The organism is Xiashengella succiniciproducens (assembly GCF_023674465.1).
Classification (GTDB): Bacteria; Bacteroidota; Bacteroidia; order Bacteroidales; family Marinilabiliaceae; genus Geofilum; species Geofilum succiniciproducens.
This window is the reverse complement of record NZ_CP098400.1, coordinates 1,237,518-1,254,243: the sequence shown is the minus strand read 5'-3', so window position 1 is coordinate 1,254,243 and position 16,726 is coordinate 1,237,518. Positions and strand designations below refer to the sequence as shown.

Below are 16,726 nucleotides of genomic sequence, written 5' to 3'. Positions count from 1 at the left end.
ACAAAATAATTTATCATACAACAGAATCAACATAAAGCTTTCACAAAAATCCTGACCATCAACCAACAAAAAAGCGCAGCCACGAGGCTGCGCTGGTACTATTAAAACTGATTATTCCTAATCTTCTTCGCCTGAAGCGTCAATGAAGTTTATCACCCCCTTGTAATACACCTTGATGCTGTTGTCAAGTTCATCTTTACCTTCATAGCTTACTTCGTAAACTCCATTCTCATCAACTTCAATACTGACTGAGCCCTCAAGCAATACCCTACCATCATAGCCCATATTTTCAGGCTCAAAGGAGGTCCAGTAGCTTGCACCATAGGCCTTGTTTACTTCAGGATAATTATCATAATCATCTGTAAAGTCATACTCTCCTGAAACTATCTCTGTACCAGAAGTTGTATCAGCTGTAAGATAGAAGACTGGCCCCTTACCCTTAAACACTCCTTCGTCGTTGTCATAATTCAGTCCGGATCCCATCAGGTCCAGCTCAAGATCATACAGATCTTTACCAAGATTACTTTCGCTATACTTGACAACAAAGCCCTTCTTAAGGGCATAATACTTGCTTCCAACTTGCAGATAGTTTGCTGGTACTGTATCCTTTTCATCTTCACTGCAAGCAGCAACGCCCAGACTTAAAACCAGGCTCAGGCACATTAATTTCTACAGATTCTTCATGTTAACTTAAGATTTAATATTTCTGAATAAAAAAAACAGGGGCTTGTACGCCCCTGTTTCTCCCGTGGTTTCAAGGTTTCCGAAGAATTTCCGAACAATTTTTTATAATGCAGTACTTCAATGCGTTGTTGCTATATTGAATAATCTCCAAAGTATTTCATAAACTGAACACGTTCAAACAGACCCGGATCGGCAGGCTTCAGACTGCGACCATACGATCTTACAGCTTCCAGATCTTTGAAATCCCTGGCCTTCATCCACTTTTCAAAACCAGTGAGGATGTCCAGCAGATAGCCAGCTCCGTTCTTGTATATTGCTGAAACAAGCTGAACTGCATCGGCTCCAGCGACAATCATCTTGACAGCTGTCTCAGCATTATGAATACCATTGGATGCTGCAAGGTCGACATCAACCTTGCCCGACAATACTGAGATCCACCTTAGTGGCCATGCATAGTCGGATGGGTTGGAATATACCTGACCGGAAACTATGCGGTTACTTTCAAGGTCTATATCGGGATTGTAAAAGCGGTTGAACAGTACCAGACCCTTAACTCCAAGGGCAGCCAACTGACCAGCCATATAGGCTGTGTCGGTCATGTAGGGCGGTAGTTTTACAGCTACCGGAATGCTTACGTGATCCAACACCTTCTTTACTATGTTGAGATAACGCTCACTGATTGAAGCAGCACTCATATTTACATCTGTCTCGAGCCGGTAAATATTGAGTTCGATAGCATCTGCACCAGCCTCCTCTAGTTTTGCGGCATAGGAAAACCATTCGCCAGCCGAACTGCAGTTGATGCTTGCAATAACCTTGATACCTAGACGTGACTTGACATCCCTGATAAGTGCCGAGCACCTTGTCAGCATATCATGCTTCAGCTCATAGTCAAAGTAATCCAGGAAGTCGAGATTGCTATCCTGATCAGCAAGGCCTTTGGACAGCGAATGACGATATTCCATCCTGATCTCTTCCTCAAAGAGGGATTTGATAACAACAGCGGCAGCTCCATTGGCTGCTAGTCGCTCTATTGATTCGAAGTTGCCGGTAAGACCCGAACTTCCCACTATGATGGGGTTCTTGAGTTCAAGGCCCAGATATTTGGTTTTAAGATCGACCATGTCTCTTTGTTTTATTGTTTGTTTTGCAGGTACTCATGCATGGATGCTGCTGCCTTGCGGCCGTCCCCCATGGCAAGGATTACAGTAGCTCCACCACGTACTATATCACCTCCGGCAAAGATATCCGGGATGGATGTCTGGAGAGTGTCGGGATCAACGTCCAGGGTCTTCCACCTTGTCACCTTCAGGTTGGGTAATGACTGTGGAATAAGCGGGTTGGGTGAAACACCGATACTTACAACTACTGTGTCAGCATCGATCAGGAATTCTGAACCTTCCACTACAACAGGGGAACGACGCCCGTCGGCGTCGGGCTCACCTAGTTCCATCTTTTGCAGACGAACCTGTTTTACCCTTCCATTTTCATTACCAATATATTCAACCGGATTGCACAGGGTAAGGAATTCAACACCTTCTTCCATGGCGTGCTTTACCTCTTCTACCCTTGCAGGCATTTCTTCAAGTGAGCGGCGGTAAACGATGGTGGCCTTTTCAGCACCTAGGCGCAGTGCCGTGCGCACTGAGTCCATTGCTGTGTTACCTCCTCCAACGACGACTACTCTCTTGCCTTTGACAACGGGTGTATCCATACCTGAGTGGGAAGCTCCCATCAGGTTGACACGGGTCAGGTACTCGTTACTGCTAAGGATTCCAACGAGGTTTTCACCGGGGATATTCATAAAGCGCGGCAAGCCTGCACCGCTGGCAACGAAAAAGCCTTCAAAACCTTCTTCGCGGAGGTCATCGATTGTTGCTGTCTTACCTACGATGAAGTTTGTTTCAAACTTTACGCCCATCTTGCGGAGGTTTTCTATCTCTACATCCACAACTTTGTTGGGCAGACGGAACTCGGGGATACCGTACTTCAACACTCCACCAATCTCGTGAAGGGCTTCGAGGATGTGAACTTCATAACCCAGCTTGGCCATGTCGCCTGCAAAGGCCAGTCCTGCAGGTCCTGAACCGATAACGGCAACTTTGCGACCGTTTGAGGGCGCTACTTCGGGTACTGAAATATTTCCGCTGTTCTGTTCATAGTCAGCAGCAAACCTTTCAAGGTAACCGATTGCAACCGGCTCGCGGTTCATTTTTATTTTGTAAAAACAGTTGGATTCACATTGCTTTTCCTGGGGACATACACGACCGCATACTGCAGGAAGGGTGTTTGTGTCCTTCAGGGTTTTGGCGGCTTCGAGGAATTCACCTCTCTCGATATTCTTGATAAACTTGGGAATGTTGACTCCTACCGGACAACCCTGTACACATGTTGGATCGGGACAGTCAATACACCTTGATGCCTCTACCACAGCCTCTTCGACTGTAAGTCCCATGTTTACTTCAACATAGGAACGGGCCCTTTCCATAGGGGGGGCTGAGGGCATCTCAACACGGTGAATATCAGTGCGCTCTTTGTTCTTTTTGCTCTTTCTGAGCTCCTCACGCCATGGAGCACTTCTTTCCTGCCTCAGATATTCTGTCCTGTCTGTATTTATACTGGCCATAATCTACTTGTTTGCTACTTTACATGAATATTCCTCTGCTGCCTTTAGCTCCTCGGCTTTGTAACCGTTAAGTCGCATCAGCATCTCATCGAAGTCAACTTCGGCAGCATCAAACTCGGGTCCGTCAACGCAGACAAACCTGGTGCGACCACCAACCGTCACACGGCAGGCGCCGCACATACCCGTTCCGTCAACCATTATTGTGTTGAGACTTGCTATCGATGGGATATTATGCTTTTTAGTTACCATTGAGGCAAACTTCATCATAATGCCCGGACCAATGATAACTGCATGATCTATCTTTTCACGGGCAATGACTTCTTCCATACCTTCCGTGATAAGACCTTTGCGACCATAGGAACCGTCGTCGGTCAATACAATAACCTCATCGGAATACTCACGTATCTGATCCTCGAGTATCAGAAGTTCTTTGTTGCGTGCAGCGATAACCGATATTACCTTGTTGCCGGCTTTCTTCATTGCCTCAACAATGGGAAGCAGAGGGGCAACTCCTACTCCACCACCACAGGCGAGAACTGTTCCGAAGTTCTCAACATGAGTGGCCTGACCAAGGGGTCCTACTATGTCGAGAACGGTGTCGCCGGGCTCCAGAGACGTCAGCTTGCGAGAGCTGACGCCAACCTTTTGGATAACCAAGGTGATGGTACCTTTGACTGAGTCGGCCGAGGAAATGGTTAGTGGGATGCGTTCTCCTTTTTCGTCCACGCGGACTATAACGAAGTGGCCTGCCTTGCGGGCCTTTGCTATACGCGGCGCCTCAATGTCGAGGCCTACCACATTCTCAGAGAAAATCTTCTTTCCTACAATTTTGTTCATTATAACTCTTGTTTGCTGCGATTACTACGTGAGATAAGAGACTCCCGGCTCCCCGCCATCCATGGGAGTTTATTTAGATTATTACAATTGTCGGACTTTTGCTGTCATCTAATAAGCAAAAGCGTAAAATCAATGACAATTTTCATAATCGCACAAAAATAGTGATAAAAGAACTGCATTTTACTCTGTGATATCGTCAAGAACCCTATTTACACTAATTCTAAATTATTTAACCCAAGTAATGGCCGCTACATATTTTCATCACCAACCTTAGTAAAATCCCAGATATAATTACTGGTCGCATTTGTCCATACAACTACAGAATATTGTTGTTGCAATAAATACTGTTTTAGTATTTTTGAGCCATCAGGAGTTAAGTATTAACCCCAAAAGCAGCAATACAGACATGTCAAAGAAGAATAACAAAGGCGGAATAGTTTTCAGCACCAACCCCGACTTCAGCTATGAAGAGGTGCAGGATGATGCTGCAACTCTGCCACCGTCTCAGCAAAACCTGAAGGTGTGGCTGGATAAGAAAAACCGTAACGGAAAGGTCGTTACTCTGGTCACCGACTTTATCGGAAGTGGCAGTGACCTCAAGGATCTTGAGAAGAAACTTAAAAACCTCTGCGGAACGGGAGGCAGTTCGAAAGACGGCGAAATACTTATCCAGGGCGATCACCGCGACAAGATAGTAAACTGGCTCACGGCAAACGGCTACAAGGCCAAGAAGGCTGGGGGTTGAGCATCAATTATGATGCTTCAAATCAAACTTCAGTGACTTAAGCTCATCCAGGTCATGTACCGGTCTTTCGAGTTCGGCCGGTATCGGCCTTTTCGAGAAAGTCTGAAAGTACAGCACACAGGCATCTCTCCACCAAATAGCTTCCTTAGTCTGTTGCTTGAACTTATACCTGATGGCCTCAAATCTTTCCTGATCTATCTTTCCCTCCAACTTATCCCATTCTTTCTGGAAGAAGCGGGCTTGTTCAACGCCTTCGTAATACTTGTACACCAAGGCATCCCAAAGTGTCTTACCGCTTGCAAGCCTGTAATCCCAGGGCAGGTGGTGAAACCACAGCAACAAATTCTCGGGACAGGTAGCAGGATTATCATACATCTCCCTCAAGGGACTAAAGTACTGACTTACAGCATTGCTGCCTTTAGAGCTGCGGTCAAAGCCAATACCGTCTTCGCCCGCACGGTGGTAATACCTAGGTAGCCAGTCAGCTCTTGCCCAGCTAAGGTCAGTCCATGGCTCCGGACCGTAGTGATGATCCCATCCCATAAGGTGATGCAGTCCCATAGGTGTCATATAACTCACTACTGCCTCACGAGAACGCATCATAACTTCCTCAAGGGTTGAAACAAAGCTGTCGTCATTTGTAAAGGTCATCCTGATCCATTCTTCGGCTATCTGCTCGCTGCTTAATTGATGATTCCATGCCAGCCTGCCAAAGGCGTACCAGTTGCTTTGCAGCAAATCATGTCCGCACCAGTTGATATCCCTGCCGATATTTGCAACCCCAGCTATGGCAGTAAGTTCATTGCCAAACAGGCTGCCATCGGTGGCACGTGCCACCGATGATCCTGCGCCCAAAGCCCAGGTATCGGCATCCAGCACTTCCTTCCACATTGTTGCCAGGTAGGCCAGTTGATTTGAATGTCCCAGATATTCCAGTGTAATCTGAAATTCGACCATCAGGGGAGTCTTTTGCATTGCACCAAAGAGCGGACTAAATGGTTCACGGGGCTGGAAATCTACAGGACCATTCTTCACCTGGACTATTACGTTATCGGCAAACTTGCCGTCGAAGGGCATAAACTCATTGTATGCCTGCATGGCCCGGTCGCTGTTGGTGGGCTCATAAACGAAGGCCCTCCACATGACCACTCCATTGTGGGGTTTGAGCACGCCTGCAAGCATATTGGCACCATCCTGATGGGTACGACCGAAGTCCATCGGACCGGGCTGACCTTCGGAATTGGCCTTTACAAGGAAGCCCCCAAAGTCGGGTATCATCTTGTAAATCTCAGCAGCTTTGTCCCTCCACCATTGCTGTACATTCTCATCAAGTGGATCGGCTGTGTCAAGTCCTCCAAGAACTGCAGGTGATGCAAAGTTTACCGCCAGGTAAACTTTAATATTGTATGGACGGAACAGATCTGCCAGTTGCTTTACCCTTTCCAGATTCTCAGTATTCAACACTTCAGGGCTTGCATTTACATTGTTAAGTACAGTTCCGTTAATACCAACTGAAGCGTTGGCTCGTGCATAGGTAAGATACTGATCTTTGAGTTGTTCAAAACTCTCCTCACGGTTCCAGAATATTGAGTGTCCGGCATAACCACGTTCCACTGTGCCATTCAGATTGTCCCAGTGGTTGAGCAGTCTTAGTTTGTAAGCAGGCTGCTCATTTATATCTAGATTACTTATATCTTCTCCGTTTTGCATCCTGCGCAGAAGGTCAAAAGTACCGTACAGGATTCCGGTCGTGGTACGGCCGGCAATAAGGATGGCCTTGCCTTTCTTCACGCTGACAGTCCTGATCACATAAGCTTCATCATCGGATAACTCCAGTCCGCCAGGAATCAGGTCTTTTACTATTTTATCAGAACTAGTGGCCAGAACTATGCTACCGTCAGCAACACCCTTGCTTAGTGTGGGTGTTGTGCCCAACAAACTCCTCAAAGCCATACGGATCTCTCCGGCAGCAGCCTGTTGTGTTGCATCATTACCTGTAACCACCAGACTCTTAGCCTCCTTCCTATACCCGGTTGCCATAGACTCAGGCAGCTTACTGTATCGAAGCCACAGGTCAGCACCTGTCTCGGCTCCAACCAACATAGGCAAAAACATCAGGGCAGCTACAACTGCCATCAATCTTCCGTACTTCATCTTCATAATACTATAGTAATCTATAACCGCAAAAACTCAATTCCGTTTAATTTGGGGTGCGGAAGATATAACATCCCGGCTAGAATAGCAAATAAAAGGAGGCCGTCCAAATCAAACCGAACAGCCTCCTTTCCCTGTCTAACCTTCTACTTTAGTTCAAACACTTTCATTGTTAATTATAACCAGGGTTTTGATATGCGTCCTTTTCTTCTTCGCTCATATCAAGGGCATCAATCTGACCTTGTGGTATAGGCCTCAGATAATGGAACTTTTCGATAGTTCTTGTAAATGTCTGAGCCTGCCAGTCTAGACGTCCAGGTCCTGCAATTGAATAGGTAGCCGCATATTGTTGCCACTTTTGGGTACGAACAAGGTCATACCAGCGATAACCTTCCCCAAAATACTCACGTGAACGCTCTGCAAGAATAAAATCGATAGTTATTTCATCGGGAGTACCATCCAGCATTTCAGCACTGTAATCAGCAACCTTCTCCTGATTTCCGTTATTGTCCCATATCCACTTACCTGCACGAGCTCGTATCACGTTAATCAGATCCTTGGCAGTATAACCGCTCTCTGTCTGAGCTCCTTTGACAGCGGCTTCAGCAGCTATGAAGTAGAATTCAGAGAACTTGGCAACATAGTATGGACGGGTTAGACCAGCATTGGGCTGACCAAGTCCGTCACCAGTATCCTTACGATAGGTACCGAGCTTCCACAGTCCCGGATAACGAAGACGACTGATATTGCCTGGGCCTACTACATAGTCTGCACGACCTGGCAATTCACCGGCACCAAGGTTGCTGTAGTCATATCCCGGTTGACTCTTGTCATTAGCCTGAGTCGGAAATACAATGTTTGGATCATCTTCGTCAAGGAAGGTCAGGATGGCATCACCATTTCTAACTTCCATACCGTTGGCATTGTAAAGTACTTCCTGAGTTACTCCACCTTTGAACCAGTTAGCACGATAGGTCGTAACAAAAGTACCGTCATAACGTGAGTCATAGGTCTTGTCAGCAAAGGTGTTTGTAAAGACTTCTACAGGAGGCGCCATACGGGTCCATGGACGACCATAGGCTTGAGAAGCTTCACGATGTACCGAACTTTCATCTACTGTTCTTGCGGCATCTTTGGCACTTCTTACAAGGGTATAGTTGCAGGTTACCATCCAGACTGCAAAGTTATCCGGAGCACCACCACTACCGTATGACAGGCTACCACCATTGTAGTATTCACTTTCTTCAGTGTGGTCTGCCCACAACATCATCTCAGCATTACGTTCGTTATCTCCTAGATGCAATTCGTAGAATGTATCCATAAGCCTGTAAGGACCAGGGTTCTTGATACCTTCAAGAGCTACGTCATAAGCTTCCTGGAAGTACCATGCAGCATTATGTCCGTCAGCATCCTGCCTTTGAGTTTCTGGATATGTGGGAATACCGTTTGGATTTTCAAGCCACCATCCATAGGTCAGATATGCCTTGGCCAGGTACAAACGGGCAACATTCTTGGTTACACCACCTGTTACTCTTGGGTTTTCAGGCAGATCATTGATCGCCTTTAACAGGTCAGGGAAAATAGCTCTAGTATATACATCAGCTACTGTATTCCTGACAGATGTACGCAATGGACTGATATTAAACTTCAGTTCACCAGAACCCAGGTCAAGGGGCACACCACCAAAAGTCTGGGTAAGCAGGAAGTAGTCAAATGCCCTGAAGAAGCGAGCTTCGGCAATAAGAGCGGGGGCCAGACCCAGACCTTCTCCATTCTCAATGATTGCATTGGCAGTGTTGATGTTGGTAAAGCAGACACCCCAAATTGCGTCAGAACGGCTGGTACTAGGTGTAAGCTGTCCAACACCCGATAGGTCCATATCCCTGAAGTTACCATCAGCACTTTGTGCCCATGTATATTCATCAGTACCTGTAAGACACGCATTGTAATAATATGCCTGTCCGTAAATCCACCTCATGTGGGCATACAGTGACGTAATACCTGCATTCAGACCTTTCTCAGTTGAGAAAAAGTCGGGTCCAAACTTCGATCTGGGCTGTTCATCCAGCAAATCATCTGAACAAGCCGCTACGGAAAATGCAATCAGTGCAATTCCGATATATGATAATATTCTTGATCTGTTCATAAACTTTCAGTTATTTAGTTGTAATTAGAAGCTCAGGCTAACACCAACGAGGTAGTTCCTTGTTGCCGGTGTGTTCGTACCGATGGTCAGCAAACGACTTGGATATCCTACTACAGCAGAGTTTTCATTACCGTATGAGTTTGTTTCAGGATCCATACCAGTTTCGTCATTGAAAGGACTAAACAGTACAAAAGGATTCTGTACAGTAGCATATACTCGGAGGTTTGAAATACCTATATTATCCAGAGCTTTCTTGTTGAAGTTATAACCCAGTGTGATAGTCCTGATCTTCAAATATCCACCATCGAAGTAACCCATGGTTGAACCATATTTTGGGTTATCTCCACTTGTGACACCACCCGGACGAGGATACTTAGCATCTGTATTATCAGGTGTCCAGTAGTCAACCTTTACATTGTTACGACGGCCGCTGAGCATATTCAGATAACCATTGGCAGAGTGAAGGGTACTGATAAGGATACCTCCATGTCTGAAAGCACCTACAACAGAAAGATCCCAGTTATTGTATGCAACTCTTGTGTTGAAACCTCCCTGAAATTTCGGATCAACTTCCAGTATCTGACGGTCATCAGCACCGATAGCTCTTACAGGTGTACCATCTTCATTATACTCACCTGTATACTCAACCTTGATCATACCAACATTACCACCCGGCTCAAGAATATCGAGGTAAGGATCACCTTCCTGCCACAGACCTATTTTTTTATAGTCATATATAACGTTGATCGGGCTACCAACAAACCATGAGTTGGCTTCATCCCTATCCAGTCCTGAAGCAAGTTCCGTAATCTGGTTCTTGTTTGTGTAGAAGTTGAAACCAGCATCCCAGGTCCATCCACCCCTGTTATCGATAATGGTACCATTAAGATTCAACTCCCATCCCCTGTTTTCAGATTTTCCAATATTTGCCATTACACTGCTAGCTCCTGAGGTTTCAGGTAACTTAACCAGGAAGAGAAGGTCGCTTGTATATTGATGATAGTACTCGAACGATCCGCTCAGACGGCTGTTTAATACAGTGAAATCAAGTGCAACATTATATGACTCGGTAAACTCCCAACCCAAATTTACATTTGGTAGGTCTCTAACGTAGAAACCTGTTGCATTTGTATTACCGAAGTTGTATGGACGTGATGCAAGTGTACCCATTGTGTAATAAGGTGGAATTGCCTGGTTGGATGTTTGTCCGTAACCTGCACGCAGCTTCAATTGATTCATCCACATTACATCAGATAGGAAGCTTTCTCTGTTGATATTCCATCCCAATGAAATGGAAGGATAAGAATGCCACTTGTGTCCTTCAGCAAGGCGTGAAGAACCGTCTGAACGAACTGAAATCTGAGCCATGTACTTGTTGTCATATGAATAGATTACACGACCCATCCATGACATAAGACCACTTTCCTCATAATTCTGATTGCCGGGATTAGCACTTAACTCAACCTCAGCGAATCCAAGGTTATAATATTGAAGGTGATCTGAGGTGATTCCTCGACCGTCAAAACGAGATCTGAAGTATGTGTTCTTTTCAGCTGAGTACAGACCAGTGAGGTTAAGATTGTGTTTACCAAACTGACGATCAAAAGTCAGAAGGTTATCTATTGCCCAGTTGAATGTATGGCTGTTGGATACAGTTGCAGATGATAATGTAGTCTCGTCAGCACTAAATACAGCCTGTCCGGTATATTGTCCAAAGTGTTCCTGACGGTAGTTCAAACCAACATTAATCCTGTACTTTAGTCCCTTTACCCATGGAGCTTCAACTTCTCCATATACTGAGTTGTATGTACCGAATCCGCGTGTTCTGTTAGCCCACTGATCACCAAGACTTTCCATGGTCTCACGGGTTGCGTTCCACTGGTTGTCGATTGACATACGGATAATCCTCTTTAGATTTCCTTCATCATCATAAGGACTGATCAATGGTGAAGCACTAAGTACTGAGTACATAGGTACATTATCACCATTTCTTACTGAGTAGTTGGAGTTGGTAGTCAAGCCAACGCTTACATAATTACCAATCTTTTGCTCAACAGAAGCTCTCAGTGAGTAACGTTCAAAGTCCTGACCAGGAAGCAACGATTCATCATTGTAGTAGCCAATACCCACATTATAGTTTGCAGTCTCAGTACCACCTGTCACACTGATATCATGATTTGTAACAAGACCGTTTTCATACATCAGATCCTGCCAGTCTGTATTGATGTCGTTGGACTCTTCCAGACTGTTTTCAAACCTGGTTCCGCTTGTTCCATGCTCAGCTATGTCCTTACGCAATTGAACAAACTCAGGACCATTCATCATAGGATACCTGTTAAACAGAGTCCTTACACCAACATAACCATTGTAGGAAATCCTGGCAGCCTGTCCCTTCATACCCTTGTGGGTAGTGATAATAATTACACCGTTGGCACCACGTGAACCATAGATAGCAGAAGCAGATGCATCTTTCAGAATATCGATGCTCTTGATATCACTTGGACTAATATCACTAAGCTTACCTGCAAATGGAATTCCGTCGAGTACAATCAAAGGATCGTTGGTTGCATTAAGTGAACGTGTACCCCTGATACGAATCTGCATTTCTGCTCCAGGCTTAGAAGATACCTGAGACAATTCAACACCGGCTACCCTGCCTTGTAGTGCCTGGGTGATATTGGCTGAAGGAACTTCCCTCAAACGGTCACCGGCAACTGTTGAAACCGAACCGGTAACAGCTTCACGTCTTTGGGTACCATAACCGATTACTACAACTTCATTTAGACCCATCAGTTCCTCTTCCAGGGCTACATTAATAAGTGTACGACCATTGACAGCCACTTCCTGAGTCTGGAATCCTACAAAGTTGAAGACCAGAATGGCATCAGAAGGAACATTACCAAGACTATAAGTACCGTCAACATTACTCACGGTACCACTAGCTGTTCCCTGGATAATAATACTGACCCCGGGCAGGCCAAGCCCATCAGGACCCATCACCTGTCCTGAGACAGTTATGTTCTGAGCGCCCAACCCATAATGAACGCCAGTCAGAAGCAAGACTGTGACAAAAGCCCGCTTCAACAATGCATAGATTTCTTTTTTCATAAATATTGAATTTGATTTTGACTAGTGATTAGCAGTGATTGCCTGTGTAATCAAAATTAGAACTACGCTATGTGGGTGAAGGGTAAATTCCTGTGATAGTGGTAGATGAAATTGCAGGAAGGAGGAAAAATCTGCATAAACGGTGTAAATTTTTTGCAAGTGAAAATTTTACTCCTGAAATGTTAAGATTTCCAAACAAAGCACCCCGGCAGTAAAGCTTCTGCGAGCTTTACTGCCGGGGTGCTTTTATATTGGCTACCAGACTATTGTGCTATTCGTGATACTGCTTGATAAAATCGGTGGGCTTCATCCCTATCTCTTTTGCAAAGCACTTACCGAAATACTTGGGATCGGAGAATCCTACCATAAATGCGACTTCTGAGACTGATAGCTTATCCTGACTGAAGATTTGAACTGCTTTTTTGATCCTCATGGACCTTATAAATTCGACAAGAGATAGTCCGGTGAGAGCCTTAATCTTTTTGAGTATCTTGGAATGGCTCATGCCCATCTCATCAACGAGGATGGCGACGTCAAACGATGGGTCTGACATATACTCTTCAGTGATCTCAAGGAGTCTGCGAAGGAATTTCTCATCGCTGGGAGTAATAACTTCATGTCCCGGTTCAAGAGTGAGCTGCTTGCTGAATTTGGTTCTGAAGGCCTGGCGGGACTTCAGGATCGAAGCAACCTGGGCTTCCAGTACATTGATACTGAATGGTTTTACAATGTAGGCATCCGCTCCTACCTGGAAGCCGGCGAACTTATCCTCATCTCCGGCTCTTGCGGTTAGCATGACTACAGGTATGTGGGAGGTTTCCTGATTGATTTTCACAAGTTTGGTTAAGTCAATACCATTCATACCGGGAAGCATAATATCACAGATTATCAGGTCAGGAATGAGATCCCTCACTTCGGCGGCGGCCTTGTCTCCGTCATCAAAGACGTGAACCTTAAATTTCCTGCTGAACACGGAGCTCAGATATGCGGCAAGATCTGCGTCATCCTCAACTATCATAAGCACCTGATTGCCACCTGAAACAGAGTAGTTCTCATCAAGGACTACAGCATCAAACTCTTCCCTGACTACTGGTTCATCAGCAGTCAATTTCTCCGCTTCTGACAGATCCCCTGGAGGAAGAACCACTGTAAAGCAACAGCCTTTATCCACCTGGTTCTGCACCATAACTTCCCCTCCAAGTTTTTCAACAAACTCCTTGACAATTGCCAGTCCCAGTCCTGAGCCGCCAAGATGCTCAAAGGCATCCCTCTTGACCTGGTAGAAGCGATCAAACACACTATTGATTGTATCCTCAGGAATACCGGGGCCTTCATCCCTGACCTTCAGAATCAGGACATCATCTCCGCTCTCCTTTTCCTGTCTTTCAATGGAGATGGTTACAGTTGAGTTGACCGGAGAAAATTTAAGCGCATTTGATACCAGATTGTGAACAATGGTTTCAACAAGGTTCCTGTCTGATTTAATCCTGCTGTCTGCCACGTTATTCCTGAAATCTATCTTAATATGGTTCTTAGTAATTAATGATTCAAAGTCCACAATAGCCTCCCTGATAAGGGTATCCAAAGCAAAAACAGACTTGCGGACAGTGAACTCACCCTTGTCCATTTTCCTGAGATCCAACAACTGATTGACCTGAACCATAAGTCGTTTTACATTCCTGTATATCAGTAACAGGCTCCTCTTTATTTCCCAGTCCAGATCTCCCCTGTCAAGCAATTGCTTTAATGGTGAATGGATAAGGGTAAGCGGGGTACGAATCTCGTGTGAGACATTGGTAAAGAACCTCATCTTGGCCTCGGAAAGCTCAGTCTCTTTCTTATGTTTAATACTCTCGATTATAAGCTGGTTCTTCTTCTTTACTGCAATTACTGAGTACTTCCTGAATATGATAAGCAGGATCAGCATCAGTATTGCATATACTCCGTAAGCCCATGGTGTAAGCCAAAATGGAGGTGCAACGTTTATGTGCAACTCACATACATGAGGAGACCACACTCCGTCATTGTTTGTTGCCTTTATCTGAAGCGTATATTTTCCCGGCTTAAGGTTTGTATAGTTGATCCTGCGGTTGCGTCCGGATATCTCCTGCCATGTGTCATTAAAACCCACAAGGCGGTATGCATACCTTACCTTTTCTGGACTTGAAAAATGGAAGGCTGAAAACTCGAAAGAAACTTCATTGTCACTATAAGCCAGAGAGATTGTGTCCTTGAAAAAGATGTTTATGTCGAGGATGCTTCTGCCATTTGCTTTCTGCATAGGCAGCACAATATTGTTGTGAAGCCTCATACCCGTTATTGCCACCTTTGCGTCAAAGGGATTGTTTTCAATACTGTCCGGATGGAAAACTGCTATTCCGTCAACACCGCCAAAAAGCATCTCCCCGGTATGAGGGTTAAGGAAGGCACTGTTGGGCTTAAACCCTGAACATGGAAGTCCGTCGTTGGAGTCATAGTTTACAACCTTTCCCCCTTTATGGGAATAGCGGCACAAACCCCTGTTTGTGCCAATCCACAGATGTCCTGAGTTGTCTTCCAGAATAGAGTAAACCAGACCACCAAGGAGTTCATCATCCTCTCCTATGTGCTGAAACACCACTTTGCTATCAAGCACATTGCCAACAGTCTCGTGATCCAACATATTCAGGCCCTTGCCAGTTGCAATCCAGATCCGGCCTTCTCTATCCTCCCGGATACCGTAAACATCATTATAGGCAAGTGAGGTTTCGTCCTCAGGATCATGCATAAAGGTTCTGAACCTGACCCTTCGTTGTAGTATATCGTCGATACGGGCAACACTTAAGCCTCCACCCTTGGTACCAACCCATAACAGTCCATGGGAGTCTATCAGAAGAGCGATTACCTTATCGCTTTCAAGACCCAGTACTGTAATGGGAGTATCATAATACTGGACAATGTTGCGGGTGCGCTTGTCAATGTATCCGAAACCCTGTCCCCAGGTACCAAACCAGATTCTGCCTTCCTTGTCCTCTAGCAAGGAAAACACGAAGCCGTTGACTACATAACTATCGGAACTACCGTTCCGATTGAGAACAACAAGTCTGTTGGTCGCCGTACCAATCCAAAGATTACTGTCGGAATCCAGACAGAGTGCGGAAACTTCCTTTTTCCAGCGTCCTGCCCCGATTACTACACGGGGAATATTTCCTAATTTGTAAAAGCGCTTGCCTTCTATCCTGAAGATATCAATACCGGATGAGGCTGTTCCAGCATAGAGTACGCTTTGTCCACCTGTCAGAGCCGTTACAAGGTTGTCGCTTAATCCACCAGCTTCCTGAATTATGGACCTGAACTTCTTTGCATAAAGGTCAAGAAAGCAGAGCCCCTTATTTTCGGTACCTATCCAGAGTACGCCTGTGCGGTCGATAAACAGAGAATTGACGAGGTTGTCGGGCATCGTGGCATCACGGCCTATTGTATTGTCGAACACATCGGCTATATTGCCATCCACCATTCTGAGTAGTCCACTACCCCTGGTGGCTAACCACATATTGCCGTCCTTGTCCTCTATAAAGTCCTGTACCCAGTCCACCGGCAGAGTACGTGGTGCCGGTGCGTTTTCGTTGTAATATTCTATATCGTAACCGCTCCTCTTGTTGTTCTTTCTGAGCAGCATCAGACCGTCATACGATGAAGCCCACAACTGCCCTTTGCTGTCACGCCTTATCTTGGTAAAAACACTTTGGTTTCTGTTTGGCAGCACCACTGAGCGGAAGGATGTATGCTCTTTGAAGTCAAACTCAAACAAACCATTCTCTGCTCCCAGCAGAAGCTTAGTTGGTTCGTGCTGATAAATTGATACTATTGAGAGGTTTTGTCGTGAGGGTGAAAACACCTCATTGTTTTCATTTCTGTAAACAATGCTTCCTGTAATATTCACGAAGCGCTCCTTGTCGTAGTCATATTTCAGAAGTCCCTCGGCTGTACCTGCCCACAACTGCCCCTCACTGTCTATATACAGATCTCTTACCTGATCGTCATAGGTCAGCCCGCTGAAACGAGTGATGGCTCCAGTGGCAAACTCCAGGCGGTTGATACCCCCACTGCGGGTACCTATCCAGAGCCATCTGTTGTTTTGGATAACAAGACAGCTTATCTCATTACTGGATAGGGAGTTGATATTATCTCTGTCGTACTTGTAGGTTACAAATTCATAGCCGTCAAAGCGGTTGAGACCGTCCTTGGTCCCTATCCACAGAAAGCCCACACTATCCTGAGTCATACACAACACCGAAGACTGGGAAAGGGAGTTGACGGCACTTGCCAATTGAAAGCCAGGTCTTGTATATAACTCAAAACCGCTTACCAGCAATGCCGCAAAAAGCAGGCATAACGTCCTTCCTATTATTATGTAAAAAGTAGCGTTTATGCTTTGCCTCATAAC

Annotated in this window: 9 protein-coding genes; 1 reads left to right on the top strand and 8 read right to left on the bottom strand. The window is 45.5% G+C overall.

Going from position 1 to position 16,726, the window contains the following annotated elements; translation table 11 throughout:
* Nucleotides 1–117: 117 nt before the first annotated feature.
* The 4 genes from M9189_RS05250 to M9189_RS05235 form a co-directional block, all read right to left on the bottom strand.
* Entirely contained in the window at nucleotides 118–663 is a 546-nt protein-coding gene (locus M9189_RS05250; RefSeq protein WP_250725165.1) for a hypothetical protein, read from the bottom strand.
* Between the two features lie 152 nt (nucleotides 664–815).
* Nucleotides 816–1,808: a dihydroorotate dehydrogenase-like protein gene (locus M9189_RS05245; protein ID WP_250725164.1), complete on the bottom strand. Its 993-nt coding sequence runs from the start codon at nucleotides 1,806–1,808 to the stop codon at nucleotides 816–818.
* A gap of 11 nt (nucleotides 1,809–1,819) precedes the next feature.
* Nucleotides 1,820–3,310, bottom strand: a complete 1,491-nt coding sequence (gene gltA, locus M9189_RS05240) for an NADPH-dependent glutamate synthase (protein WP_250725163.1) — start codon at nucleotides 3,308–3,310, stop codon at nucleotides 1,820–1,822.
* 3 nt (nucleotides 3,311–3,313) lie between these two features.
* Nucleotides 3,314–4,147 (bottom strand): sulfide/dihydroorotate dehydrogenase-like FAD/NAD-binding protein, encoded by an 834-nt coding sequence (locus tag M9189_RS05235; RefSeq protein ID WP_250725162.1) that lies wholly within the window; start codon nucleotides 4,145–4,147, stop codon nucleotides 3,314–3,316.
* A 406-nt stretch (nucleotides 4,148–4,553) separates the two neighbouring features.
* On the opposite strand from M9189_RS05235, the gene M9189_RS05230 reads away from it, so the two are divergent.
* Nucleotides 4,554–4,892 carry a translation initiation factor gene (locus M9189_RS05230; protein WP_250725161.1) on the top strand — a complete coding sequence of 113 codons (339 nt, stop codon included), beginning with the start codon at nucleotides 4,554–4,556 and terminating at the stop codon, nucleotides 4,890–4,892.
* A gap of 3 nt (nucleotides 4,893–4,895) precedes the next feature.
* Here M9189_RS05230 and M9189_RS05225 read toward each other — a convergent pair whose 3' ends face one another.
* From M9189_RS05225 to M9189_RS05210, 4 genes are all read right to left on the bottom strand, one after another.
* Nucleotides 4,896–7,046 carry an alpha-glucuronidase family glycosyl hydrolase gene (locus tag M9189_RS05225; RefSeq protein ID WP_250725159.1) on the bottom strand — a complete coding sequence of 717 codons (2,151 nt, stop codon included), beginning with the start codon at nucleotides 7,044–7,046 and terminating at the stop codon, nucleotides 4,896–4,898.
* A 172-nt stretch (nucleotides 7,047–7,218) separates the two neighbouring features.
* Nucleotides 7,219–9,192 carry a RagB/SusD family nutrient uptake outer membrane protein gene (locus M9189_RS05220; protein ID WP_250725157.1) on the bottom strand — a complete coding sequence of 658 codons (1,974 nt, stop codon included), beginning with the start codon at nucleotides 9,190–9,192 and terminating at the stop codon, nucleotides 7,219–7,221.
* Between the two features lie 24 nt (nucleotides 9,193–9,216).
* Complete coding sequence (locus tag M9189_RS05215) at nucleotides 9,217–12,300, bottom strand: SusC/RagA family TonB-linked outer membrane protein (RefSeq protein ID WP_250725155.1); 3,084 nt, start codon at nucleotides 12,298–12,300, stop codon at nucleotides 9,217–9,219.
* Nucleotides 12,301–12,571: 271 nt separating this feature from the next.
* The gene (locus M9189_RS05210) at nucleotides 12,572–16,723 is read right to left on the bottom strand and encodes a hybrid sensor histidine kinase/response regulator transcription factor (protein ID WP_250725154.1); all 4,152 of its coding nucleotides are present in this window, start codon (nucleotides 16,721–16,723) and stop codon (nucleotides 12,572–12,574) included.
* Nucleotides 16,724–16,726: the final 3 nt, after the last annotated feature.